Annotated in this window: 20 protein-coding genes and 1 tRNA gene; 14 read left to right on the top strand and 7 right to left on the bottom strand. The window is 72.0% G+C overall.

The window, feature by feature from the left end; all coding sequences use genetic code 11:
- Positions 1-24 precede the first annotated feature (24 nt).
- Positions 25-1926, top strand: coding sequence for a VWA domain-containing protein (locus tag AB0F62_RS01735; RefSeq protein ID WP_361790931.1), 1902 nt, complete (start codon positions 25-27; stop codon positions 1924-1926).
- Positions 1923-3161, top strand: a complete 1239-nt coding sequence (locus tag AB0F62_RS01730) for a hypothetical protein (protein WP_361790928.1) — start codon at positions 1923-1925, stop codon at positions 3159-3161. Before AB0F62_RS01735 ends, AB0F62_RS01730 begins: the two co-directional genes overlap by 4 nt.
- Here AB0F62_RS01730 and AB0F62_RS01725 read toward each other — a convergent pair.
- Both AB0F62_RS01725 and AB0F62_RS01720 read right to left on the bottom strand, forming a co-directional pair.
- Positions 3147-4376 carry a protein kinase gene (locus tag AB0F62_RS01725; protein ID WP_361790925.1) on the bottom strand — a complete coding sequence of 410 codons (1230 nt, stop codon included), beginning with the start codon at positions 4374-4376 and terminating at the stop codon, positions 3147-3149. The genes AB0F62_RS01730 and AB0F62_RS01725 overlap by 15 nt on opposite strands.
- A complete protein-coding gene (locus AB0F62_RS01720; RefSeq protein ID WP_361790922.1) occupies positions 4369-4935 on the bottom strand; it encodes a helix-turn-helix domain-containing protein in 567 nt (188 codons plus the stop codon). The genes AB0F62_RS01725 and AB0F62_RS01720 overlap by 8 nt, the downstream gene beginning before the upstream one ends.
- Positions 4936-5046: 111 nt before the next feature.
- Here AB0F62_RS01720 and AB0F62_RS01715 point away from each other — a divergent pair.
- The 4 genes from AB0F62_RS01715 (at position 5047) to AB0F62_RS01700 (ending at position 10614) form a co-directional block, all read left to right on the top strand.
- Positions 5047-5119, top strand: a tRNA-Ala gene (locus AB0F62_RS01715).
- Between the two features lie 89 nt (positions 5120-5208).
- Positions 5209-5586, top strand: coding sequence for a VOC family protein (locus AB0F62_RS01710; RefSeq protein WP_361790919.1), 378 nt, complete (start codon positions 5209-5211; stop codon positions 5584-5586).
- A 28-nt stretch (positions 5587-5614) separates the two neighbouring features.
- Positions 5615-8962, top strand: coding sequence for a BTAD domain-containing putative transcriptional regulator (locus tag AB0F62_RS01705; RefSeq protein WP_361790916.1), 3348 nt, complete (start codon positions 5615-5617; stop codon positions 8960-8962).
- Positions 8963-9018: 56 nt separating this feature from the next.
- Positions 9019-10614: an MFS transporter gene (locus tag AB0F62_RS01700; RefSeq protein WP_361790913.1), complete on the top strand. Its 1596-nt coding sequence runs from the start codon at positions 9019-9021 to the stop codon at positions 10612-10614.
- Positions 10615-10705: 91 nt separating this feature from the next.
- On the opposite strand, the gene AB0F62_RS01695 is transcribed toward AB0F62_RS01700, so the two are convergent.
- Positions 10706-11473, bottom strand: a complete 768-nt coding sequence (locus AB0F62_RS01695; RefSeq protein ID WP_361790910.1) for a DUF5324 family protein — start codon at positions 11471-11473, stop codon at positions 10706-10708.
- A 228-nt stretch (positions 11474-11701) separates the two neighbouring features.
- On the opposite strand from AB0F62_RS01695, the gene AB0F62_RS01690 reads away from it, so the two are divergent.
- Both AB0F62_RS01690 and AB0F62_RS01685 read left to right on the top strand, forming a co-directional pair.
- Positions 11702-12229 carry a peptidylprolyl isomerase gene (locus AB0F62_RS01690; RefSeq protein ID WP_361791497.1) on the top strand — a complete coding sequence of 176 codons (528 nt, stop codon included), beginning with the start codon at positions 11702-11704 and terminating at the stop codon, positions 12227-12229.
- A 71-nt stretch (positions 12230-12300) separates the two neighbouring features.
- Positions 12301-13155 (top strand): rhomboid family intramembrane serine protease, encoded by an 855-nt coding sequence (locus tag AB0F62_RS01685; protein ID WP_361790907.1) that lies wholly within the window; start codon positions 12301-12303, stop codon positions 13153-13155.
- A 241-nt stretch (positions 13156-13396) separates the two neighbouring features.
- Here AB0F62_RS01685 and crgA read toward each other — a convergent pair whose 3' ends face one another.
- Positions 13397-13651 carry a cell division protein CrgA gene (crgA, locus tag AB0F62_RS01680; RefSeq protein WP_361790904.1) on the bottom strand — a complete coding sequence of 85 codons (255 nt, stop codon included), beginning with the start codon at positions 13649-13651 and terminating at the stop codon, positions 13397-13399.
- Between the two features lie 240 nt (positions 13652-13891).
- On the opposite strand from crgA, the gene AB0F62_RS01675 reads away from it, so the two are divergent.
- The 6 genes from AB0F62_RS01675 (at position 13892) to AB0F62_RS01650 (ending at position 18360) form a co-directional block, all read left to right on the top strand.
- Positions 13892-14554, top strand: a complete 663-nt coding sequence (locus tag AB0F62_RS01675) for a DUF881 domain-containing protein (protein ID WP_361791495.1) — start codon at positions 13892-13894, stop codon at positions 14552-14554.
- A gap of 2 nt (positions 14555-14556) precedes the next feature.
- A complete protein-coding gene (locus AB0F62_RS01670; protein ID WP_361791493.1) occupies positions 14557-15270 on the top strand; it encodes a class E sortase in 714 nt (237 codons plus the stop codon).
- A gap of 41 nt (positions 15271-15311) precedes the next feature.
- Positions 15312-15488 carry a hypothetical protein gene (locus tag AB0F62_RS01665; RefSeq protein ID WP_361790901.1) on the top strand — a complete coding sequence of 59 codons (177 nt, stop codon included), beginning with the start codon at positions 15312-15314 and terminating at the stop codon, positions 15486-15488.
- Positions 15485-16120 carry an aminodeoxychorismate/anthranilate synthase component II gene (locus AB0F62_RS01660; protein ID WP_361790898.1) on the top strand — a complete coding sequence of 212 codons (636 nt, stop codon included), beginning with the start codon at positions 15485-15487 and terminating at the stop codon, positions 16118-16120. The genes AB0F62_RS01665 and AB0F62_RS01660 overlap by 4 nt, the downstream gene beginning before the upstream one ends.
- A gap of 4 nt (positions 16121-16124) precedes the next feature.
- Positions 16125-17603, top strand: a complete 1479-nt coding sequence (locus tag AB0F62_RS01655) for a class E sortase (RefSeq protein WP_361790895.1) — start codon at positions 16125-16127, stop codon at positions 17601-17603.
- A gap of 76 nt (positions 17604-17679) precedes the next feature.
- Positions 17680-18360: a class E sortase gene (locus tag AB0F62_RS01650; RefSeq protein ID WP_361791491.1), complete on the top strand. Its 681-nt coding sequence runs from the start codon at positions 17680-17682 to the stop codon at positions 18358-18360.
- Positions 18361-18466: 106 nt separating this feature from the next.
- On the opposite strand, the gene pknB is transcribed toward AB0F62_RS01650, so the two are convergent.
- The 3 genes from pknB to AB0F62_RS01635 form a co-directional block, all read right to left on the bottom strand.
- Positions 18467-20458 carry a Stk1 family PASTA domain-containing Ser/Thr kinase gene (pknB, locus tag AB0F62_RS01645; RefSeq protein WP_361790892.1) on the bottom strand — a complete coding sequence of 664 codons (1992 nt, stop codon included), beginning with the start codon at positions 20456-20458 and terminating at the stop codon, positions 18467-18469.
- Positions 20459-20609: 151 nt separating this feature from the next.
- Entirely contained in the window at positions 20610-22064 is a 1455-nt protein-coding gene (locus tag AB0F62_RS01640; RefSeq protein WP_361790889.1) for a penicillin-binding protein 2, read from the bottom strand.
- Entirely contained in the window at positions 22061-23446 is a 1386-nt protein-coding gene (locus AB0F62_RS01635; RefSeq protein WP_361790886.1) for an FtsW/RodA/SpoVE family cell cycle protein, read from the bottom strand. Before AB0F62_RS01635 ends, AB0F62_RS01640 begins: the two co-directional genes overlap by 4 nt.
- Positions 23447-23458 lie beyond the last annotated feature (12 nt).

Here is a 23458-nt window from a genome sequence, read left to right as displayed (position 1 = left end):
ATGATGTGCGAGGGGGAACAGCACATGCGACGAGGGAAGGCGTTGCCGCGCGCGTTCGCGGGGCCCCTGCGGGCGGGTGTGTGCGGGCTCGCGGTGCTGGCCGCCCTCCTGGGCCCGGCCGGGGCGGCGCGGGCCGCGGAGACGGACGAGGGCGACGGGCTGGTCATGGTGCTGGACTCCTCCGGCTCCATGGCGGGTGCCCGGATGACGGCGGCCCGGAAGGCCGTCGGCGCCGTCGTGGACGCGCTGCCGGACGGCTACCCGACGGGGCTGCGGGTCTACGGCGCGGGCAAGGACCACGGCTGCGACGACACACGACTGCTGGAGCCGGTACGACCGTTGGACCGGAACGCCCTGAAGAAGGCCGTGGCGGGGGTGGAGCCCAAGGGGGACACCCCGATCGGCCTGTCGCTGGAGAGGGCGGCCGCCGACCTCCCCGGGGGCGGGCGGCGCACGATCGTGCTGGTCTCGGACGGCGAGGACACCTGCGGGGCGCCCGAACCCTGCGAGGTGGCGGAACGGCTGGCCGGAGGCGGCGTGGACCTGCGGATCGACACCATCGGCTTCCAGGTGCGCGGCGCCGCCCGCGAGCAGCTGGAGTGCATCGCCGGGGCCGGCCACGGCAGCTACCACGACGCTCCGGACGCGGCCTCCCTCGCACGACAGTTGACGCGGGCCTCACGCCTCAGCGCGGACGCGTACCGTCTCCGGGGCCGGCGGGTGGACGGCGGGGCGAGCGCCGGCGCGGCCCCGGGCCTGTCGCCCGGCCAGTACGTGGACGACATCGGGCCCGGTGAGACCCGCTGGTACGCGGTGACGCTGGACGCGGTCTCCACCGCCGACCTGTCGGTGACGGCCGTGCCGCGTGCGGGGGTGCGGGCGGCGTTCGGGGACGGCGTGGAGCTGCGGCTGAACGGGCCCGGCCGGTCCTCCCTCACCTGTGGCTCGGACACGGCGCACTTCGGGCAGGGGGAGGGAGCGATGGTGCTCAGCGGCGCCGTCAGCCGGATCCCCTCCGACGACGGCCACGGCGGCTGCGACACGGCCGGGCGCCACGTGCTGTCCGTGCACCGCACGAGCGCCGCCGGGTCCGACCGGGCGCGCTGGCCCCTGGAGCTGCGGTACGGCACCGAGCGGCCGTTCACCGCGGGCGCCACCCCGGCGCCGGCCGCGACGGGGTACGGGGATCCGCCGGCGCCCCTGAGGGGCACACCGCGGGACATCGAGGGCGGTTCGGGGTTCAACGACGCACGCGGGCTCGGGACGGGCATCTGGCGCGACACCCTGCTGCCCGGTCAGACGCGCTTCTACAAGGTGCGGGTGGGCTGGGGGCAGCGGCTGACCTACGCCGCGGACTTCGCCAACGAGCCCCTCCTGGAGCGGGGTCCCACGGCCTCCTCCTTCGTGGCGACGGCGGCGTACGGGCCGGGACGGCAGCCGCTGGGCGACGCCTCCGGCGCCGTTCAGCGCCGCGGCTACTACGGGCGGCCGCTGTCCGTGGGGCTCGGTACGGTGCCGGTGACGTGGACCAACCGCTGGGTCACCGGCGGCGCCGTGCGGGGCGCCCGCACGGGCGGCGAGCACTACATCGCCGTGTCGCTGGGGCCGGGCGCGGCGCGGCTGGCGCGCAACGCGGCGGTGGGGGTCGTCCTGCGCGTGCAGGTGACGGGTGCGGAACTGGCCGGGCCCCAGTACGACGCGCCCGCGCGCGCCGGCGCCTCCGCCGCCCCGGAGGACGGGGGACACGGACACGGACATGGGGACGGAGATGGGGACGCGCGCCGGACGGCGGCGGCCGTCCCCGCGGACGGGGGAGGTTTCATGACCACGAGCGATGTGATCGCGGCGGCCGCGGGCGGCGCGACGGCGCTCGCCGGGGTCGGGACGGTGGCTCTGCTGAGCCGCAGGCGGAGGGACGGGGCATGATCCGCAGGGCACTCGCATCCGTGGCGGCGGCGCTCGCGCTGCTGACCGGACCGGCCGGACCGGCGCTCGCCGACCAGGCGGTCCCCTCCTGGCAGCCGCGGGGCGAGGAGGTGAGGGGCCGGGCCAGCACGGCGGACGCCCCGCAGCTCGATCCGGGCGTTCTGTACCGGGACACGCTCTCGGCGGCCGAGGGCACCAAGAACTACGCGGTCGACCTGGACGCCGGGCGCTCGGCCTATCTCGCGGTCTTCGCGCTGCCGGAACCGGGCAGCGAGGTGGCCTTCGGCGACGGCATCCGGCTGACGCTGACGAGCACCGACGGCACCCGCTGCGACAGCGACTACCGGACCTTCTCCGCCGACGGCGCGGCCCGGCCCATCGGCACCTGGGTCAAGCGCACCATCGGCGAGGGCGAGCAGTGCCAGCAGGCACACGCGTACGTGCTGGAAGTGACCCGCACGTCGCAGGGCACCTCGGACGCCGCGCCGTGGCCGCTCCAGATACGGTTCACGAACGAGCCGGGGCTCGTCGACGGCGCCACGCCCGGCCCCGCCCTGAGCCCGGGCACGCAGACGCCCGTGCCGGCGAGCGGTACCGGCGGCAGGACCTCGGGCGGCACCGACTTCGCCTCCGCCGCGGCCCTCGCCCCCGGAGTCTGGAAGGACGAGGTGCGGCCCGGGCAGACGCGCTTCTACCGGGTGCCCGTCGCCTGGGGACAACAGGCATGGGTCGCGGCCGACTTCGCCAACGCGCGGGTGACGAAGCCGGGCGGCTACAGCGGGTCCGGTGTGCGCCTGGAGGTCTACAACCCGCGCTGGGCCTTCGTCCGCACGGACACGGCCGCCTACGCGGGCCGCCCGGCCTCCGTCACCACGACGACGGGGAGGGTCGCGTACGCCAACCGCTATGAGAGCAGCGACCTCGTCTCGGCCGCCCGCTTCGACGGCTCCTACTACCTGGCGGTGACGGTGCATCCGGAGGTCGCCGGCTTCATCGGCGGTGCCGTACCGGTCACGCTCCGGGTCGACGTCGAGGGCACGGCGCAGGCGGGGCCCTCGTACGACGGCGACCCCACCGGGGACCTGGGCCTCCCCGGGGAGCCCGGCTCCGGGAATCCGGTGCTGCGGGCGTTCGGCTTCGCGGCCCTGGGCGCCGGCACCGTACTGCTGCTGTCGCTCGCGGTCTGGGTGGCGGCGGCCCGGCGTCCGCGGGCCGCGGCCTCAGGAGGACGCTGACAGGGCCCAGAAACCGAAGGCGAGGCAGACCGCCGCGACCAGCAGCATCGGGACGACGACCTTGGCCGGGGGGCTGGTCCGGCGCGCGGCTGCCGTCCCGGGCGCGGCGGCTGCGGGGACGGCTGTGGGGGCCGCTGCGGGGACGGGAGGCGGCGGTACCGCAGGAGCGGGGACGGCGGGGGCACCGGCGCCCGCCACGGTGGCCGTGTACGGACGCGTCGGTGCCGGGGTGACCGGTGCCTGCGTCGGCGGTGTCGGGGCCGACACGGGCGGTTGCGGGGCGGGCTGGGGCGGCGGCAGGCGGAAGCTGCCGGTCTCCTCCACGGACGGCGCCGGATGCACCGGGCCGTCGGGTGTGAAGCCCCCGGGCAACGGCCCGATCTGGTCGAAGACCTCGACGGGCTCGTCGTCCCGGTCCGGCGCCGGCAGCAGTTCCACGGCCGCGGCCAGCGCCTTGCGGGCGCCGGCGGCGGTACGGAACCGGGCCTCCGGGTCCGGCTGCAACAGGGTGCCGACGACCTCCCACATCGGGCCGGGGACGCCCTGCGGGGCCCGGGGCATGCCGTGGGCGTACTGGGTGACGATCGCCTCGGCGTCGGGCTTGCTGCCGCTGAGCAGGTACAGGGCGACCAGTCCGGTCGCGTACAGGTCGGCCGCGAAGTCCGGCTCGGCGCCGAGCAGCTGCTCGGGGGCGAAGTAACCCGGAGTGCCCACCACGTAGTTGGCCGCGGTGAGCCGGGGCTCTCCCTTGCGCATGGCGATGCCGAAGTCCGAGAGCCGCAGATGCGGGCGCCCGGTGCCGGTCGCCTCCATCAGGATGTTCGCGGGCTTGATGTCCCGGTGCACCACGCCCTCGGCGTGCACGGCGGTCAGCCCGGACAGCAACTGGTCGAGCAGCCCGGTGACATAGTGCGCCGGGAGCGGGCCGTAGTCGCCGATGAGGTGCGACAGCGACCCGCCGCGCACCAGGTCCATGGTGAAGAGCACCTTGTCGTCGTCGGCGGCCCAGCTGGTGGGGGCGAGGACGTGCGGGTGGTCGATGCGCAGCGCCTGCTCCCGGACGAAGCGCAACAAGGCGTGGGCGTCGCTCTGCAGCAGCACCTTGGCCGCCACGTAGCGTCCGCGCCGCCGGTCCCAGGCGCGCCACACCGCGCCCACTCCGCCGCGTCCGATCGGGTCGACCAGTTCGTACCGGCCCGCGAAGACCTCACCCATGGCCTGCGTCCGCCCCCTGCTTCCGCGCCTCGTAGTGCCTGACGGCCGCATCGGCGGGCCCGGCACCGTACACACGGAGGAACTCTGCCAGCCGGGGGTGGTGACGGGCGAGGGAGTCGGCGGCTTCGGCGATCTCGGCCGGCGAGGCCACCCCGTTCAGCAGGGAGCGGATCTCGTGGACGACCCTGCGCGCGGGGGGCAGCGGCGCCCCCGACACGCTCTGCGTGGTCCCCAGCACGGACGAGCCCTCCGAACGGCGGACCTCCTCCATCCGGGCGGCGGCTTCCGCCGCCGTGACCACGCCGTCGGACACCTCTCCGGCCAGCTCCTGCAGCGCCTGGAGCCGCTGCACGACCGCGGGATTGCCGATCTTCGCGCGCTGCCCGCTCATCAACTGGGACAGCATCGGCGCCGACAGCCCCAGCACCCCGGCGAGCCGTGCCTGGTTCAGCCCCAGGGCCTCCATCAGACGGCGGAACAGCACGCCGAGCGGCTCGCCGTACCAGGTGCGCTGCATGTCCTGGACGCGGGTGGTGGCGTCCGGCTGCGAGGTGTCCAATGCGGGCTCCTGACGGGGGACCTTTGCGGCCGCGAACTTGCCCGTCATCCTACGGACCCCCGATACTCGGTCGGTGATCCTCTCCGCAGCCGGTACCCTGGTCTGCGGCACGGGGCCTTAGCTCAGTTGGTAGAGCGCCGTCTTTGCATGGCGGATGTCAGGGGTTCGACTCCCCTAGGCTCCACACCGTCCGACCGGGCCGGGAACCTCATCGAGGTCCCGGCCTGTCGTGTTCGAGGGGCGTGCCGCCGGATGCCCCGGCATGCTGGAGCCATGTTCCGGGACACGAGGGCGTTCAGCGGCTTCGCCGTGGACGACCTGCACAAGGCCAGGGAGTTCTACGGGGACGTGTTGGGGCTGGACGTCTCCGAGGAGCATCCCGGCCTGCTCACCCTCACCCTCGCGGGTGGGACCCGGGTGCTGGTGTACGCCAAGCCGCACCACACCCCGGCGACCTTCACCCTTCTCAACTTCCCCGTGGACGACATCGACCGGGCGGTGGACGAGCTGGCCGCGCGCGGGGTCGCCTTCGAGCACTACCCGGGCCTCGACCAGGACGGGAAGGGCATCAGCCGTGCCGGGGGCGGCCCGGCGATCGCCTGGTTCACCGATCCCGCGGGGAACGTGCTCTCCGTCCTCCAGGAGGGTTAGCGCCCCTTCGTGGGGCACAATCGGCGGCGTGCGTTTCGGCATTCTGGGGGAGACGAGAGCGCTGCCGGACGGCGGGGGCACCGCCGCCGTCGGAGGACCGGGGCGGCGGGCACTGCTGGCGATGCTGCTGCTGGAGGCGGGCCGGATCGTCAGCATCGAGCGGCTGATCGACGGGCTGTACGGGGACGAGCCGCCGGCCGGGGTCGGCAATGCGCTGCAGTCCCAGGTCTCCCGGCTGCGCTCGGCCCTCGGGGTGCCCATCGAACGTCATCCCGGTGGCTACCGGCTGGCCGTCGCCCGCGACGAGGTGGATGTGCACCGCTTCGAGCGGCTCGCCGCCGAGGGCCGGCAGGCGCTGGCCGCCGGTGAGCCCGAGCGGGCCGCGGGCCTGCTGCACCGTGCGCTGGGCCTGTGGCGGGGTTCGGCCCTGTCGGACGTGGGCGACGCGCCCTTCGCCCGGCCGCAGGCGACCCGGTTGGAGGAGCTGCGGATCGCGGCCGTGGAGGACCGCATAGCCGCCGAGCTGGTGCTGGACGCCCACCACCACCGTGAACTCGTCGCCGAATTGCAGGAGCTGGTCGGCCGCTACCCGCTGCGGGAACGGCTGCGGGCCCAGCTGATGAGGGCGCTCCACAGCTGCGGCCGCCAGTCGGAGGCGCTGCGGGTGTACGAGGACGCGCGGCGCGATCTCGCCGAATCCCTCGGCGCCGATCCGGGGCCGGAACTGGCGGAGGCCCATCTGGCGGTGCTGCGCGGCGAGCCCGTGTCCGCCCGTTCCGTGTCGTCCGCGCCGTCCGGGGCCCCGAAGATCCCTGGAGCCCCGGCGGATGCCCGGACTTCGGGTGTTTCACGTGAAACAACGTCGGCGGGGGCCGCGCCCGCGCAGCCGCTCCGGCATGGACTGCCCGCCCAGCTGACCAGCTTCATCGGCCGTGAACGGGAGCTGGAGCGGATCGGATCGCGGCTCGGCGACACCCGGCTGGTGACCCTGATCGGCCCGGGGGGTGCGGGCAAGACCCGTATCGCCGTGGAGGCGGCCGGGCGTCATCCGGGGGAGGTCTGCTTCGTCGACCTGTCCGGGCTGACCCATGGCTCCGAGGTGCCGCAGGCGATCGCGGGCGCCGTGGGCCTGCGTGAGACGGGCCTGCTCCCCGGTGCCGCCGGCCGGGACGCGGGAGCGCCCGAGGGCTCGCCGTCGGCCCGTCTGACGGCCGCACTGGCGGACCGGGAGCTGCTGCTCGTCCTGGACAACTGCGAGCACCTGATCGCCGACGTCGCCCGCCTCACCGCGCGCCTGCTGGCGGCCTGTGCGCGGGTCCGGGTGCTGGCGACCACCCGGGAGGCGCTCGGCATCACCGGCGAGACGCTCTGCCCGCTGGAACCGCTGCCCGTGCCGGCACCCGGGGCACCGGACGAGGAGGTGCTCGATTCGCCCGCGGTCCGGCTCTTCACCGAGCGGGCCGCCGCCGCGAGCCCGTCCGGCCGGCTGCCGGACGCCGAGGCCGCCGCCCGGATCTGCCGGGCCCTGGACGGCGTCCCGCTCGCCATCGAACTGGCCGCGGCCCGGCTGCGGTCGATGTCCGCCGGGGAGATCGCCGACCGGCTCGGAGATGCTCCGGCCGGGCCCGACGACCGCTTTCGGCTGCTCTCGAGGGGCAGCCGCACCGCCCAGCCCCGCCAGCGGACCCTGCGCGGCGTCGTGGACTGGAGCTGGGAGCTGCTGCCCCAGGAGGAGCGCACCGTGCTGCGCCGGGCCTCGGTCTTCTCGGGCGGCTGGACCCTGGCGGCGGCCGAGGAGATCTGTGCCGGGCCCGCGGACGATCCGGTGTCCGGCACCGCCATCGAGGCCGAGGACATGCTCGACCTGCTCGCCTCCCTCGCGGACAAGTCGCTGGTCGTGGTGGACCGTCCGGACGGCGACGGCGGCGTCCGCTACCGGCTGCTCCAGACCATCAGGGCGTACGCCGCGGAACGCCTGGCGGAGGCGGGCGAGTCGGAGGCGCTGCGACGGGCGCACGCCGCCTGCTTCCTCGATCTGGCCCTGACCGCCGACCCGCACCTGCGCCGTGCCGAGCAACTGGAGTGGCTGCGCCTGCTCGCCACCGACCACGACAATCTCCATGCCGCGCTGCGAGGTTCGGTGGCCGCGGGCGACACCGTCCGGGCGCTGCGGCTGCTCGCCTCGCTGTGCACGTACTGGATGCTGCGCGGAATGCGCTACGAAGGCGCCCAGCCCGCACGGGAGTCGCTCGCGGCGACCGGGCCCGCCGCGCCGCCCGGGATGGAGGAGGAGTACGCGCTGTGCGTGATCACCGCCGCCTCCGCCACGGCCGACCAAGGTGAACTCGCCGTCCATCTGGCGGCCGCCACGGAGGTCCTCGCCGGACTCGGGGGGATGGCCCGCCGCTTCCCCGTGCTCAACCTGCTGTGGGCGCCTTTCGCCGGGGTGCCGGACGACGAGACGTACGCGCGGTACGCGGGCGATGCCGTGGGCCTCGCCGAGCCCTGGCAGCGTGCGCTGGTCCACATCGGCGCGGGGTTCCACGCCTGGATGGTCGGCGGTGACATCGCGGCCGGCGAGGCGCAGTTCACCCTGGCTCTGGACGGGTTCCGGGCGCTGGGCGACCGCTGGGGGACGACCATGGCCCTCACACAGCTGGCCTGGCTGTCCGGCGCCCGCGGCGACGTACGGCGGGCCGTGGGGCTGATCGACGAGGCCCTCGGCCACGCCGCCGAGCTGGGTGCCACGGAGAGCGTCGCGGAACTGCTCGGCGAACGCGGCAGGTGCGCCGTGCGGGACGGACGCCACGGCGACGCCAGGGCCGACTTCACGCGCAGCCTGGAGCTCGCCCGCGGCTGCGGCGCCCGGGAGATGTTCGCCGGGATCCATCTGGGTCTGGGCGAGTGCGCGCGGCTGGCCGGCGACCTCGCCGAGGCGCGGCGGCTGTCGGGGCTGGCCCTGTCGGAGTCGTTGGACGGCTGGTACACCGGGGAGAGCGCCCGTGCCGAGGCGCACATCTCCCTCGGCAGGATCGCCCTGGAGGAAGGCGACGCCGATCGCGCCCGCGGGCACCTGCGCGAGGCCGCGGACCTGGAGCACGGCGCCCGCGACGTGCCGTTCGCCGCGGGCCTCGCCGACGCCTTCGCCTGGCTGGCCCTCGTCGAAGGGGATGCCGTCCGGGCCGCCGAACTGCTGGGCGTGGGCCGGGCGCTGCGCGGCCCCGAGGTACCGGCCGGCCACGATGCCGCCCGGACCGAGAGCGCCGTACGCGCGGCCCTGGGCGGCCCGGTCTGGGACGAGACGCACGCACGCGCCGCGCTGCTCCCCGCCGACCGGGCCCTGCGGGTGCTGACCACGCTGACCGCGCGGCCGTAGCCACCGGTCAGCGCGCGGTGCGCGGCCGGTCAGCGCCCGCGCGCACCGTGTCCGGCATGACGCATCACACGACGAAACACACCGCCGCGGCCGGGACGCCCGCGGCCCCCGCCCGACGGTGGGCCGCGCTGGCCGTCTGCTGCCTGGCCGCCATGCTCCTCGGCATCGACAACAGCGTGCTCAACTACGCCGTCCCGTCGCTGCTGAGGGAGATGGGCCCGTCCGGCACCGAGATCCTGTGGATCTCCGACATCTACGGCTTCGCCATGGGCGGCCTGCTGGTCGTCATGGGCAACCTCGGCGACCGGCTCGGCCGCAAGCGGATGATACTGCTCGGGGCCGCCGCCTTCGGCGTGGCGTCGCTGTTCACCGCGTACGCCCCGACCCCCGAGGCGCTGATCGCCGGCCGCGCGCTGCTCGGCGTCGCCGGAGCGGCGATGGTCCCCTCGACGCTCTCCGTGGTGCGGCACGCCTTCACCGACCCCAAGGAGCGCACCACCGCGATCGGCATCAGCAGTGGCATCGGAGCCGCGAGCTTCGCGCTCGGCCCGGTCGTCGGCGGTCTGCTGCTGGACCACTTCTGGTGGGGCTCGGTCTTCCTGATCAACGTCCCGCTCATGGCCGTCGTCCTGGTGGCAGGTGTGCTGGTGCTGCCGGAGTCCCGCAACCCTCGTCCGGGCCGGCTGGACTGGATCGGCGTGCCGCTGTCGGTCGTCGGTGTCCTGGGCGCCATCTACGCGATCAAGACCGGTTTCCGCGACGGTGCGGACCACGCGCCCGTGTGGATCGCCGCGGCCGTCGGGACGGCCGCTCTGCTGCTGTTCGCCCGCCGCCAGGTGCGCGTCGAGGAGCCGCTGATCGACCTGCGGCTGTTCCGCAACCCGGCTTTCAGCGGCGCGGTCGGCTCCAACCTGGTCATGATCTTCGCCTCGTCCACGCTGTCGCTCGCGTTCTCCCTGTACTTCCAGGTCGTCCGCGGCTGGTCGCCCTTCACCGCGGGGCTGGCGCTGCTCCCCGGTCCGCTGGCGGCGGCCTTCGCCGCGCCACTGGCCACCGCGCTGATCCCGCGGCTGGGCCGGGCGCGGGTGGTCGCGCTCGGGCTGGTGCTGCTGGCCGTGAGTACCGCGGCCCTCGGCCGGCTCTCCGCACCGGGGACGTCGTACGCGGAACTGCTGGCGCCGCTGGTCGTCAACGGGGCGGGCATCATCCTGATCGTCTCGGTCACCAACGACACGATCCTGGCGAGCGCCCCCAGGGAACGGACGGGGGCGGCCGCCGCCGTCTCGGAGACCGCGATGGAGATGGGCGGCTCGCTGGGCATCGCCATCCTCGGTTCGCTGCTCGGGGCCGTCTACCGGGACGCCCTCGTCCTGCCCGCGGGGCTGCCCGCCGGTGCCGCGGGGCCCGCCCGCGAGTCGGTGGGCGGAGCCGTCGAGGCCGCCGCCCGGGTGCCGGGGGCGGACGGGGCCGCGCTGGCGGCGGCGGCGAAGGACGCCTTCTGCCACAGCATCCAGGTCACCACCGTGGTGGGCGCCGTACTCCTCGCCCTGGGCGCCGTCGCGGCGCTGTACACCCTGCGCGGGGTGCCGGCGGAGATCCCCGACTCCGAGGCGGAGGAGGACATGCGGTCGCTGTCCGCGCCCGGGCGGTGAGCCATGCGCGACGGAGGGAGGGCGGCGGGCCCGTAGTCGGCCCGCCGCCCTCCCTCCGTCCGTCACCGCTCGCGGTGTCCCCGCCGTCACCTCACGGGCGGGTGTCCCCGTGGTCGCCGCGGTCCTCGGCGTCGGCCTCCGCCTGCTTGGCCTGCACCTCGGGGTCGAGGGCATCCACAGGCGAGCCGTCGACCTTGCCGAACGACGCGTCGGCACCGACACCGCCGTTGAGCGAGGCCCGGTCGGCCACCTCGGTGGCGGGAGCGGGTTCGACCAGCCAGTCGGGATTGGTCTGCTTGCTCCACCACTTCCACGCCGCGAAACCCACTCCGGCGATGAGGCCCGCCAGCAGGAGGCCCTTGGCGCACCGCCCGGTGCGGGCCCGGCGCTCGCGGCGCCGCTCGAGCTTGCGGATGTCGTCCGCCGTGACGTGGCTGCGCAGCACGGCGACGGCGGCGGCGCTGCGGGCGGCCGCCTCCTCCGCGGCGGGGGCGGCGACGCTGCGCATGGTGGTCATCGCCTGGCCCACCCGCGGGCCCGTGTAGTCCGCCGCCTGACGGGCGGTGTCACGGGTGCGCCGGGCGGCGGTTCCCACTTTCTGCTGGACGCCCGGCGGCACCGCCGCCAGGGCCTGGTCGACGCGCGCCGCCAGATGCGCGTCGTACTGCGTCCGGGCCGCCGTGCGGGCCTGCCGCCCGGCCGCCGACACCCGCGGTGCCAGGTAGAGCCTGGCCTCGTCCGCGTAGTGCACGGCGTTGACCTTCGCTGTGTCGGCGTACGGCGCCACCACGTCCGCGGCGTGCCGCACGCTGTCCCTCGTCCTCTCGGCTGCGTCGCGCACGCTGTCGATGCGGGTCACGAGAACCTCCTCCTCGGTGGCGTTCGGTTTTCGCCTTTCCACCCGGTTTGAAATCATGCCCGCCACCGCGGCGTCCGGCATGTGCGTGCGGGCATCCGGGTCAAGGGGGGCCGCGGGGGGCCGTCACCGACGATGCCACCGCGGGAACCGCTGCGCGACAGTTGCATGGGGGAAGCCCGGGCGTGCGAGGATTTGTCCCTGTCAATGAGGACTATGGAAGGCAAGATCGTGGCCGAGCAGCTCTACGCCACCCTGAAGACCAACCACGGGGACATCACCGTCCGGCTGCTGCCGAACCACGCGCCGAAGACGGTCAAGAACTTCGTGGAGCTCGCGGAGGGAACCCGTGAGTGGACGGACCCCCACACCGGTCAGTCCTCCAAGGAGCCGCTGTACGACGGCACGGTCTTCCACCGGGTCATCTCCGGCTTCATGATCCAGGGCGGCGACCCGCTGGGGAACGGCACCGGCGGCCCCGGCTACCAGTTCCCCGACGAGTTCCACCCGGAGCTCGGTTTCACCAAGCCGTACCTCCTGGCCATGGCGAACGCCGGCCCGGGCACCAACGGCTCGCAGTTCTTCATCACGGTCGCCCCGACGGCATGGCTGACCCGCAAGCACACCATCTTCGGCGAGGTCACCGACCCCGCCAGCCAGAAGGTCGTGGACTCCATCGCGACCACCCGCACCAACCCGCGCACCGAGCGTCCGCTGGAGGACGTCGTGATCCAGAGCGTCGTCATCGAGCGTCGCTAGGGTCCCGGGAACCCGAACGCCCCGCCTGTGCGTATGACGGGCGGGGCGATTCTGCTGTGAAGGGCTGACACATGACCGACCAGGCGGTCCGCTGCTACCGGCACCCGGACCGGGAGACCGGCATCCGCTGCTCGCGCTGCGAGCGGCCGATCTGTCCCGAGTGCATGATCAACGCGTCGGTCGGCTTCCACTGCCCGGAGTGCGTGCGGGAGGGCCGCCGGGCGGCCCAGTCCGCCGAGCCGCGCACGGTGGCGGGCGGCACGGTCGCGGGCGACCCGCGGCTGGTCACCAAGATCCTTGTCGCGCTGAACCTGCTCGTCTTCCTGTTGGCCCAGGTCGAGGGCAAGCGGTTCGTCATCGAGTTGGGACTCTTCACCCCCTGCTACTCGCCGGGCACGGTGGAATGCGGCGTGGCGGGCGGACCCGGCGAGTGGTACCGGCTGCTGAGCTCGATGTTCCTGCACCAGGAGATCGCCCACATCGCCTTCAACATGCTGTCGCTGTGGTGGATCGGCGGCCCGCTGGAGGCGCTGCTCGGCCGGGCCCGCTACATCGCGCTCTACCTGGTCGCCGGGCTGGGCGGCAGCGCGCTGGTGGTGCTGCTGGCCCCCGACACCCTGACCCTGGGCGCCTCGGGGGCGATCTACGGTCTCTTCGGCGCCACGGCCGTGTTCATCAAGCGGTTGCGGATGGACATGCGCCCGGTCCTGATCCTGCTCGCGCTGAATCTGCTGTTCACCTTCACCTGGGGGAACATCAGCTGGGAGGCGCACATCGGCGGCCTCGTCACGGGCACGATCGTGGCCGTCGCGATGGCGTACGCGCCGCGCTCGCACCGGGCGCTGGTCCAGTGGGGCACGTGCGCCGTGATGCTGCTCGCCGTGGCGGTCACGGTGTGGGCCGGGGTCGCGAATATCTCCGGCTAGGCCGTAACGCGCACCGTTGATCAGACGTTATCCACAGAGAGGCGGAGGCCTCCTGTGCATCCTGTGGGCAAGCCGTGCCCGAGCCCGTACACACCGTGTCTGACCTGCAAGATCAATGAATGACCGGTGGTCCGTACAGCGGACCACCGGTCACACCGGTGTCAACCGGTTCGTGGTTATCCACAGATCATGCGACCTTTTCAACACTGTGGATGACGCCTGTGGATAACTGTGCGAGCTGCTACTTCCACTGCGTGGAGACGACGAACCCGCCCGCGATGAAGCCGAAGCCGACGGCGATGTTCCAGTTGCCGAGCTGCTCGATCGGGAAGCTGCCCTGCGTCACATAGAAGACGACGATCCATGCCAGGCCGACCAGGAAGAGCGCCAGCATGAGCGGGGCCACCCAGCCGCGGCCGGACTTCAGCCTTATGGGGGTGGTCTTCTCCGGGGGCGGAGTGAAGTCGGCCTTCTTGCGGATCCGTGACTTCGGCACGAGGAACTCTCCTGTCGATGCGCTGCGTAACCGCGCGTGTGACGTCTTGTGTGAGCGGCCGGACGGCAAGGGGACCACGCCACCAGGCGTCCGTTAGCGTAGTGCTTCCGCGGGTTGGAAGGAGATAAGGCTACGGTGAGCAATCCGGTCAACGCCTCTTCAAGCCGCCGATCCGCCCGGTCTGTGGTGCTTCGCGTGCTCAGTGCCGGCGTCTTCGCCCTGGCGGGACTGCTGTTCTGGATGAGCTTCGACACCGCCAAGGGGCTCGACATCCGCACCGACGACCCGCTGCTGCGGCTCTCGGACCGGGTGCAGGACAAGAGCCGGCAGAACGAGCAGTTGGAGAACGAGCTGGCCGGCGTCCGCAAGGACGTCGACGGGCTCGCCCACGCCGACAGCGGGGTCAGCGACGCCACCCGGAAGGAGCTGGCGCGGCTCGCCGCCGCGGCCGGCACGACCAGGCTCACCGGCCCGGCCGTCACCGTCACCCTGAACGACGCGCCCCCCGACGCCACGCCGCTCGTCCCGGGCGTGCCGAATCCGCAGCCCAACGACCTCGTCATCCACCAGCAGGATCTGCAGGCCGTGGTCAACGCCCTGTGGGCGGGCGGCGCGTCCGGCATCAAGGTGATGGACCAGCGGCTGATCTCCACCAGTGCGGTCCGCTGCGTCGGCAACACCCTGATCCTGCAGGGCCGCGTCTACTCCCCGCCGTACCGCATCACCGCCGTCGGCGACCGGGAGAAGCTGCACAAGGCGCTCGACGCGAGTCCCGCGATCCAGAACTACCTGCAGTACGTCCAGGCCTACGGGCTCGGCTGGAAAGTCGAGGACGAACGACGGGTGACTCTTCCCGGCTACTCCGGCACAGTGGATCTGCAGTACGCCAAGCCTGTGGGGTGAGCATGCGCCTGGTGGTGCGGACGCTGAGCGAGTTGTGCATCACCGTGGGCGCGTTGATCGTGCTCTTCGTCGCCTACGTGCTGTTCTGGACCGGCGTCCGGGCGGACCAGGCGATGGACGGCGAGATCGGCCGGCTGCAGGACCGCTGGGCGGCCCGGCCGGTCGCCACGGCCGACCCGCCGCCTGGTCCGCGCGCGGCGGGCGCCCCGGCGTCCGCGTCCGCCCCGCCGTCCCCCGCCGTCTACCGGGACGGCACGGCCTTCGCGGTGATGTACGTCCCCCGGCTGGGCCGCTCCTGGCACAAGCCGGTCCTGGAGGGCACGGGCACCGGCACCCTGAAGAAGGGCCTCGGCCACTACGCGAACACCGCCCGGCTCGGCGCCGTGGGCAACTTCGCCGTCGCAGGCCACCGCCGTACCTATGGCGACCCGTTCAAGGACTTCCCCAGGCTGCGCAAGGGCGACGAGGTCGTGCTGACCGACGGGCGCACCTGGTACACCTACGAGATCGACCGCGCACCCTATCGCACCGTCCCCACCGACGTCGCCGTGATCGATCCCGTACCGGCGAAGTCCGGGTACACGGTTCCCGGCCGCTATCTGACCCTGACCACCTGCGATCCCGAGTGGGGCCACAGCCACCGGCTCATCACCTGGGGGCACCTGGAATCCACACAGCCTGTGGAGGACGGCATGCCGGAGGCCTTGTCGGGCTAATCTTGGGCGAGGCACGGGCGAGGAAGGCAGGAAGGCGGCGCATGTACGGCTGGATCTGGCGGCATCTGCCGGGCAACGTGTGGGTGAAGGCACTCGTCTCGCTGGTGCTGGTCGTCGCTGCCGTCTACGTGCTGTTCCAGTACGTCTTCCCGTGGGCGGAGCCGCTGCTCCCGTTCGGCGACGTGACCGTCGACGAGGGGATGGCTGCCGTCCGATGAGCGCGCGCATCCTCGTCGTGGACAACTACGACAGCTTCGTCTTCAACCTGGTCCAGTACCTGTACCAGCTGGGTGCCGAGTGCGAGGTGCTCCGCAACGACCAGGTGGAGTTGGCCCACGCCCAGGACGGCTTCGACGGCGTCCTGCTCTCCCCCGGGCCCGGGACCCCCGAGGAGGCCGGCGTCTGCGTCGACATGGTGCGCCACTGCGCCGCCACCGACGTGCCGGTCTTCGGCGTCTGCCTGGGACTGCAGTCCATGGCGGTCGCGTACGGCGGTGTGGTGGACCGGGCGCCGGAGCTGCTGCACGGCAAGACCTCCCTGGTGACCCACGAGGGCCGTGGGGTCTTCGCCGGGCTGCCGACGCCGTTCACCGCGACCCGCTACCACTCGCTGGCGGTCGAACGGGACACGGTGCCGGAGGAGTTGGAGATCACCTCCTGGACGGAGAACGGCATCATCATGGGACTGCGACACCGCAGCGCCCGGGTGGAGGGCGTCCAGTTCCACCCCGAGTCGGTGCTCACCGAATGGGGGCACCGGATGCTCGCCAACTGGCTGGTGGAATGCGGCGACAAGGACGCCGTCGAGCGTTCCGCGGGCCTGGCGCCTGTGGTCGGAACCGGGGCGTGACTGCGTGACCGCGCATCGGCACTTCGGTGACACCGCCGAATTCGCCGCCGCGGTGGAGCAGTTGGCCGATCCACTCAACGACCCGCTGCCGAACACCTCGCGGCGCGCGGCCCGGTCCGCGCAGGAGACCGACGCGGAGCCGGCGTCCGCCACGACGCCGCCGGACGCGCCGCCGGTCACGACACCCGCCGGGACGCCGCCCGTCACGTCCCAGGCCGGGGAGCCCGGGCGGCAGACGTACGAGCAGGGGTATCACGCGTCCGCCCGGCCCGTGTACGAGCCGCAGCCGGCCGATCCGTGGCCGTCCCGGCAGGCGTCGGTGCCCGAGCCCCGCCCCGGACAGGCTCCCCCTGCCGAGCAGCCCGTCCCCGAGGCGGTCAGGCCGGTCCGGCGCACCCTCACGGGCGAGGAGCGCGCCGCGGCCCGCCGCCGGGCCGCCGGCACACCCGGCGACACCATGGCGATGCCCGTCGTGCCCGGACCCGGACCCGGACCCGGGTCGGACCGTGGACAGGACCGGGACCGCGAACAGGACCGGGACCGGGACCAGGATCGGGATCGGGACCGGGAGCGCGAGGAGGCGCCCGCGCCGCCACCCGACGGGCTCCTGCCCGAGGGCGGCGGTCGCGCGGCGCGCCGTAAAGCCGCCCAGGAGGCCGCACGGCGCGGCGGCAGGGGACGCAGGCGTTCCGGTGCCGCCACGGCCCCCGGGGCCGCCACAGAGGCCGCCACGGCCCCCATGGCCTCGTCTCCGGCCGCGCCCAGGTCCCGCGTGGAGGCCCGTCGCGCCGCGCGCGCGGCGAAGGAGAGCCCCGCGGTGATCGCCAGCCGGGTCGCGGGCGAACTCTTCATCACCCTGGGCGTGCTGATGCTGCTGTTCGTCACCTACCAGCTGTGGTGGACCAACGTCCTCGCCCACCAGCAGGCCGGCGGTGCCGCGAGCAACCTGCAGAAGCAGTGGGAGGGCGAGAAGGGCCCGAGCCGCGACCCCGGCGCCTTCACGCCTGGCCAGGGCTTCGCCATCATGTACATCCCCAAGCTGGACGTGAAGGCGCCCATCGCCGAGGGCATCGACAAGCACAAGGTGCTCGACAAGGGCATGATCGGCCACTACTCCGGCGAACTGGAGACGGCCATGCCCTGGGACAAGAAGGGCAACTTCGCGCTCGCCGCCCACCGCAACACCCACGGCGAACCGTTCCGCTACGTCAACAAACTGGTCGCCGGGGACAAGGTCGTGGTCGAGACCGAGAGCACGTACTACACGTACGAGGTCACGAGCATGCTGCCCTCCACCCCGCCCTCCAACATCTCGGTGATCAAGCCGATCCCCAACGGTTCGGGCTTCACCAAGCCGGGCCGCTACCTCACACTGACCACGTGCACCCCGGAGTTCACCAGCAAGTACCGGCTGATCGTCTGGGGCAAGATGGTCGAGGAACGGCCGCGCAGCAAGGGCAAGCCCGACGCGCTGGTCGAGTAAGTCACGTACGGGCGTACACAGATCGGGGCAAGCGGTGACGACCACCCAGCATGACCGCACCAGGGAGACCGCGCCGGTGCGGCGCCCCCTCTCGTGGATCGCCGCCGCGGTCAGCCTGATCGGTGAACTCCTCATCACCGCGGGCGTGATCCTCGGGCTCTTCGTCGTCTACTCCCTGTGGTGGACCAACGTCCTGGCCGACCGGGCGGCCAGGCACGACAGCGACGTCATAAGGCGCCAGTGGGCCGACAGCGGTCCGGGGAAGCTGGACACCAAGGACGGCATCGGCTTCCTCCACGTCCCCGCCATGGGCAAGGGCTTCGAGGTCCTGGTGAAGAAGGGCACCTCCACGAAGGTGCTCAACGAAGGCGTCGCCGGCTACTACACGGAGCCCGTCGAGTCGGCCATGCCCTGGGACAAGCAGGGCAACTTCACGCTCGCCGCGCACCGGGACGGCCACGGCGCCAAGTTCCACAACATCGACAAGATCGAGAACGGCGACCCGGTCGTCTTCGAGGACCGCGACACCTGGTACGTCTACAAGGTCTACAAGATCCTTCCCGAGACCTCGAAGTACAACGTCGAGGTCATCGACCGGATCCCGAAGGAGAGCGGCAAGAAAAAGGCCGGCCGCTACCTCACGCTGACCACCTGCACCCCGGTCTACACCTCGCGCGACCGCTACATCGTGTGGGCCGAGCTCGTGCGGACCCAGAAGGTGGACGCGAAGCGGACGCCTCCGGCGGAGCTGGGCTGAGCCCGCCCTCCCCCCCACCACCGGGTGCTCGGAGACACGGAGAGGGGCCGCGGACGTGATGTCCGCGGCCCCTCTCCGTTGCCGTGCCTCAGGTGGTGCGGCCGGCTCAGCCGCCGCCTCCGAAGAAGCCGCCTCCGTTGTTGCCGCCGCCGTTCTGCTGCTCCTGGGCGATGATCTGCAGCTTGTCCCCCGGCTTCACCTGCGTGTTGGGCTGCGGGTTCTGGATCTGCACGATGGCCTGGTCGTTCTGCGCGGCCGGGTTCATCGGCTGGTAGACCATGCCGAGCTCATTGGCCGCCGCCTTGGCCTCGGCGACCGTCTTGCCCTGCAGGTTGGGCATGGGGGTCGTGGACGGGGGCTTGGCGATGAACAGGGTCACCGAGTCGCCCTCCTTGAGCGTGCTGCCGCCCCGCGGACTCTGGTCGACGACCTTGTTCTCCTGCTGGTCGGGCGTCGGCCTGTCCTCGGTCTTGACCTGCAGTCCCTGCGCCTGGAGGGCCTTCGTCGCCGCTTCCACGTCCTGGCCGACCACGTCGACGACCACGATCTGCTCGGGTGCCACGGCCACGGTGAGGGTGATCGTCGCGCCCTTGGCCCGCTTCGCGCCGCCCTTGGGGTCCTGGTCGAGGACCTCGTCCTCCTCCTTGTTGGAGGTCTTGGACTGCTTGTCGACCTCGAAGCCCGCGTCCTTGAGCTCCTGCTCGGCGTCCTCGTACGAGTCGCCGATCACATCCGGGACCTCGACCTTCTGGACGCCCTTCGAGAGCTGCAGGGTGACGGTCTCGTCCTTGGGGATCTCCTTGTCGACCGTGACCGACTGGCTGCAGACCTTGTCCTTCTCCTGCTCTTCGCAGAACTTCGGGTCGCCGAAGGTGATGGAGACATCGGCGTTGTCGGCCTTGTTCTGGGCCTCGGTCTTGGTCAGGCCGATGAACTGCGGCACCGTCACGTTGCCGTCGCCGGCGCCCTTGGGGCCGAACAGCGCCTTGCCCATGAAGATCGCGCCGATCAGGACCAGGACGGCCGCGACGACCAGCAGGATCGTGGAGGTGTTGCTCTTCTTGGGCTTGCGCCGGCCGCCACCGCCCTGGGACTGCTCGTAGCCGAAGCCGCCGTCGTCCTCGCGCATGGGCGGCAGCATCGAGGTGCCGGGGTCCTGCTGGGGCGGGAGGGCCGTGGTGGGGGCGTCGTTGCCGTAGCCGCCGTAGCCGCCGCCGTTGTAGCCGACGGCGCCCAGGGCGACCGTGGCGCCGACGGGCTGGCCGTCGAGGCAGGCCTCGATGTCGGCGCGCATCTCGTCGGCGGACTGGTAGCGGTAGTCCGGGTCCTTGGTCAGCGCCTTGAGCACGATGGCGTCCATCGAGGGCGTGACCTCGGGGTCGTACACGCTCGGGGGCTGGGGCTCCTCGCGCACGTGCTGGTACGCCACCGCGACCGGGGAGTCGCCGACGAAGGGCGGCCGCACGGTGAGCAGCTCGTAGAGCAGGCAGCCCGTGGAGTACAGGTCGGAGCGCGCGTCGACGGACTCGCCCTTGGCCTGCTCCGGGGAGAGGTACTGGGCGGTGCCGATCACGGCCGCGGTCTGCGTCATGGTCATGCCGGAGTCGCCCATGGCGCGGGCGATGCCGAAGTCCATGACCTTGACCTGGCCGTTCCGGGTCAGCATCACGTTCGCGGGCTTGATGTCGCGGTGCACGATGCCGGACCGGTGGCTGTACTCCAGGGCCTGGAGGATGCCGATGGTCATCTCCAGGGACCGCTCCGGCAGGAGCTTGCGTCCGGAGTGGAGCAGCTCACGCAGGGTGGAGCCGTCCACGTACTCCATGACGATGTACGGGATGGACACCCCGTCGACGTAGTCCTCGCCGGTGTCGTAGACGGCGACGATCGACGGGTGGTTCAGCGAGGCGGCCGACTGGGCCTCACGGCGGAACCGGGCCTGGAAGGACGGATCGCGGGCGAGGTCCACCCGGAGCGTCTTCACGGCGACGGTGCGGCCGAGCCGGGTGTCATGGGCGATGTACACCTCGGCCATGCCACCGCGGCCGAGCACCGAGCCCAGCTCGTACCGGCCGCCGAGGCGACGCGGCTCTTCCATAGCGCTTGCCCTTCCTAAACCGTCCGTGTGGCTGCTCGGGCATACCGTACCCGCCGCCGCGTGCCGATCCCGGCCCTCGCCGGTAGCCGATACACGACCGGTATCGCGACATGCGACTTAACGCACATCCATGGATACGGTGTGACCGGCATCACTGGTTCAGCACGGCCTCCATGACACTCTTGGCGATCGGCGCGGCGAAGCCGCCGCCGGAGATGTCGCCGCGGTTCGCGCTCGCGTCCTCGACCACGACGGCGACCGCGACCGGGGAGCCGTTGTCGGTCTTGGCGTATGAGATGAACCACGCGTAAGGCTTCTCACTGTTGTCGACACCGTGCTGCGCGGTACCCGTCTTGCCACCGACGGTGACGCCGGGGATCTGGGCGTTCCTGCCGGTGCCGTCGGTGACGACGGTCTCCATCATGTCCTGCAGCTTCCGGGCGTTCTCCGCGCTGAGCGGCTGCGAGAGCTCCTTGACCTTGGTGCGCTCGACCACCGTGTTGTTGGGGGCCTGCAGCTTGTCGACCATGTACGGCTGCATCAGCTTGCCGTCGTTGGCGATCGCCGCGGCCACCATCGCCATCTGCAGCGGGGTGGCGGCGGTCTCGAACTGGCCGATGGAGGAGAGGGCCGTCTGCGGCTTGTCCATGGTCTTGGAGATGTTGCTCGCCGAGACGCGGACCGGGATGAACTGCTCCTTGTTGAAGCCGAACTTCTCGGCCTCCTCGACCATCTTGTCGCGGCCGAGGTCCGCGCCGAGCTTGCCGAAGACCGTGTTGCACGAGTACTGCAGCGCCACGCGCAGGCTGGCGTTCTTGCAGGGGATGTTGCCCTCGTTCTCCAGAGGGGTGTTGGTGTCCGGCAGGATGTACGGGACCGGCGAGTCGGTGTCCTCGTCGATGTTGCTGTACAGCCCGTCCTCCAGCGCCGCCGCCGCCGTGACGACCTTGAAGGTCGAGCCCGGCGGGTAGGTCTGGCGCAGCGCCCGGTTGAGCAGCGGCTCGTCTTTGTCCTTCCGCAGCGCGTTCCAGGCCTCGCCGTCCTTGTCGGAGTTACCGGCGAAGGAGGACGGGTCGTACGACGGCGTGCTGGCCAGGGCGAGGATCGCGCCGGTCCGCGGGTCGATCGCGGCGACCGCGCCCTTCTTGTTCCCCAGGCCCTCGAAGGCGGCCCGCTGTGCCTTGCCGTTCAGCGTCGTGACGACGTCGCCGCCCTGCTTCTGCTTGCCGGACAGGATGTCGACGGTGCGCTTGAAGAACAGGCGGTCGTCGTCACCGGTGAGAATCGAGTCGTAGATCGACTCCAGCTGGGTCGAGCTGAACGCCTGGGACGCGTAGCCGGTGACCGGCGCCCACAGCGGGCCGTTCTTGAACGTGGCCTTGTACTTGTAGTCGCTGCCGTGGGTCTCGGTGTGGCCGGTGACGGCCTTGCCGTCGACGATGATGTCGCCGCGCGGGGTGGCGTACTGATTGATCGCGACGCGTCGGTTGTTCTTGTCGTTCTTGAGCGCGTCGGCCTGCACGAACTGGATGTAGTTCACCCTGACGAGAAGGGCGAGCACAAGGAGTCCACAGAAGATGGCGACTCGGCGCAGGGGCTTGTTCACTGGGTGCGCACCACCTGGGTCGGCTCGGCATCGGGGGACGAGACGGGGGTCGGCGCCGGGCGGCGCGCGGTGTCGCTGATTCTCAGCAGGATGGCGACCAGGGCCCAGTTGGCGATCACCGAGGAACCGCCTTGAGCCAGGAACGGCATGGTCATACCGGTCAGCGGGATGAGCCCGGTGACACCGCCGGCCACGACGAACACCTGGAGCGCGAAGGCCCCGGACAGGCCGATCGCCAGTAGCTTGCCGAATGGGTCGCGGGCCGCCAGCGCGGTTCGCACGCCGCGCTCGATGAGCAGTGCGTAGAGCAGGATCAGGGCCATCAGGCCCGCCAGGCCCAGTTCCTCGCCGACCGTCGCGAGGATGTAGTCGCTCTTGGCCGCGAACTTGATCAGCCGGGAGTACCCCTGGCCGAGGCCGGAACCGAAGATGCCGCCCGAGCCGAAGGCCCACATGGCCTGCGCGGGCTGGCTGGCGCCCTGGCCGGCTTCGAGGGTGCGGAACGGGTTGAGCCAGTCCTCCACACGGCTGTGGACGTGCGACTCGAAGCTGCCGACGACCACCGCGCCGCCCACAGACAGCACCAGACCGAAGACGATCCAGCTGGTGCGCTCCGTGGCGACGTAGAGCATGATCACGAAGAGGCCGAAGAAGAGCAGCGAGGAGCCGAGGTCGGTCTCGAAGACGAGGATCATCAGGCTGATCGCCCAGACCGCGAGGATGGGCCCGAGGTCCCGGCCGCGCGGCAGGTACAAGCCCATGAACCGGCGGCTGGCGAGTGCGAGGGCGTCCCGCTTGACCATGAGGTAGCCCGCGAAGAAGACGGTGATGATGATCTTCGCGAACTCACCGGGCTGGATGGAGAAGCCGGCGATCGTGATCCAGATCTTCGCGCCGTACACACCCGGGAAGAAGGCCGGGGCGATCAGCAGCACCAGCGCGACCACCATGGAGATGTACGTGTAACGCTGGAGGATCCGGTGGTCCTTCAGGAAGACCAGCACGGCCACGAAGAGCGCGATACCGAGGGTCGACCACAGCAGCTGCGTCGGGGCGGACGAGGAGCCCAGGCTGGGTTCCTGGTCGAGGCGCCAGATGAAGACTAGCCCCATGCCGTTCAGGAGCGTGGCGATGGGCAGCATCAGCGGGTCCGAGTACGGCGCGAACTTGCGCACCATGAGGTGCGCCACCGCCGCCAGCGCGCCGAGCCCGACACCGTACGCGAGAAGGCCCGCGGGCAGGGATCCCTTTTTCGCCAGCCCGACGTTCGCGTACGCGAAGACCGGGATCAGGACCGCGAAGACGAGGAGCGCGAGCTCCGTGTTGCGGCGGCTGGGCGCGCCGACGGAAGTGATGGTCGTGGTGTTGGTGACAACGCTCATGCTGGACTGACG

Origin of the sequence: Streptomyces sp. NPDC026673, assembly GCF_040638135.1 — a bacterium.
Classification (GTDB): Bacteria; Actinomycetota; Actinomycetes; order Streptomycetales; family Streptomycetaceae; genus Actinacidiphila.
This window is presented reverse-complemented; position numbering and strand designations above follow the sequence as displayed.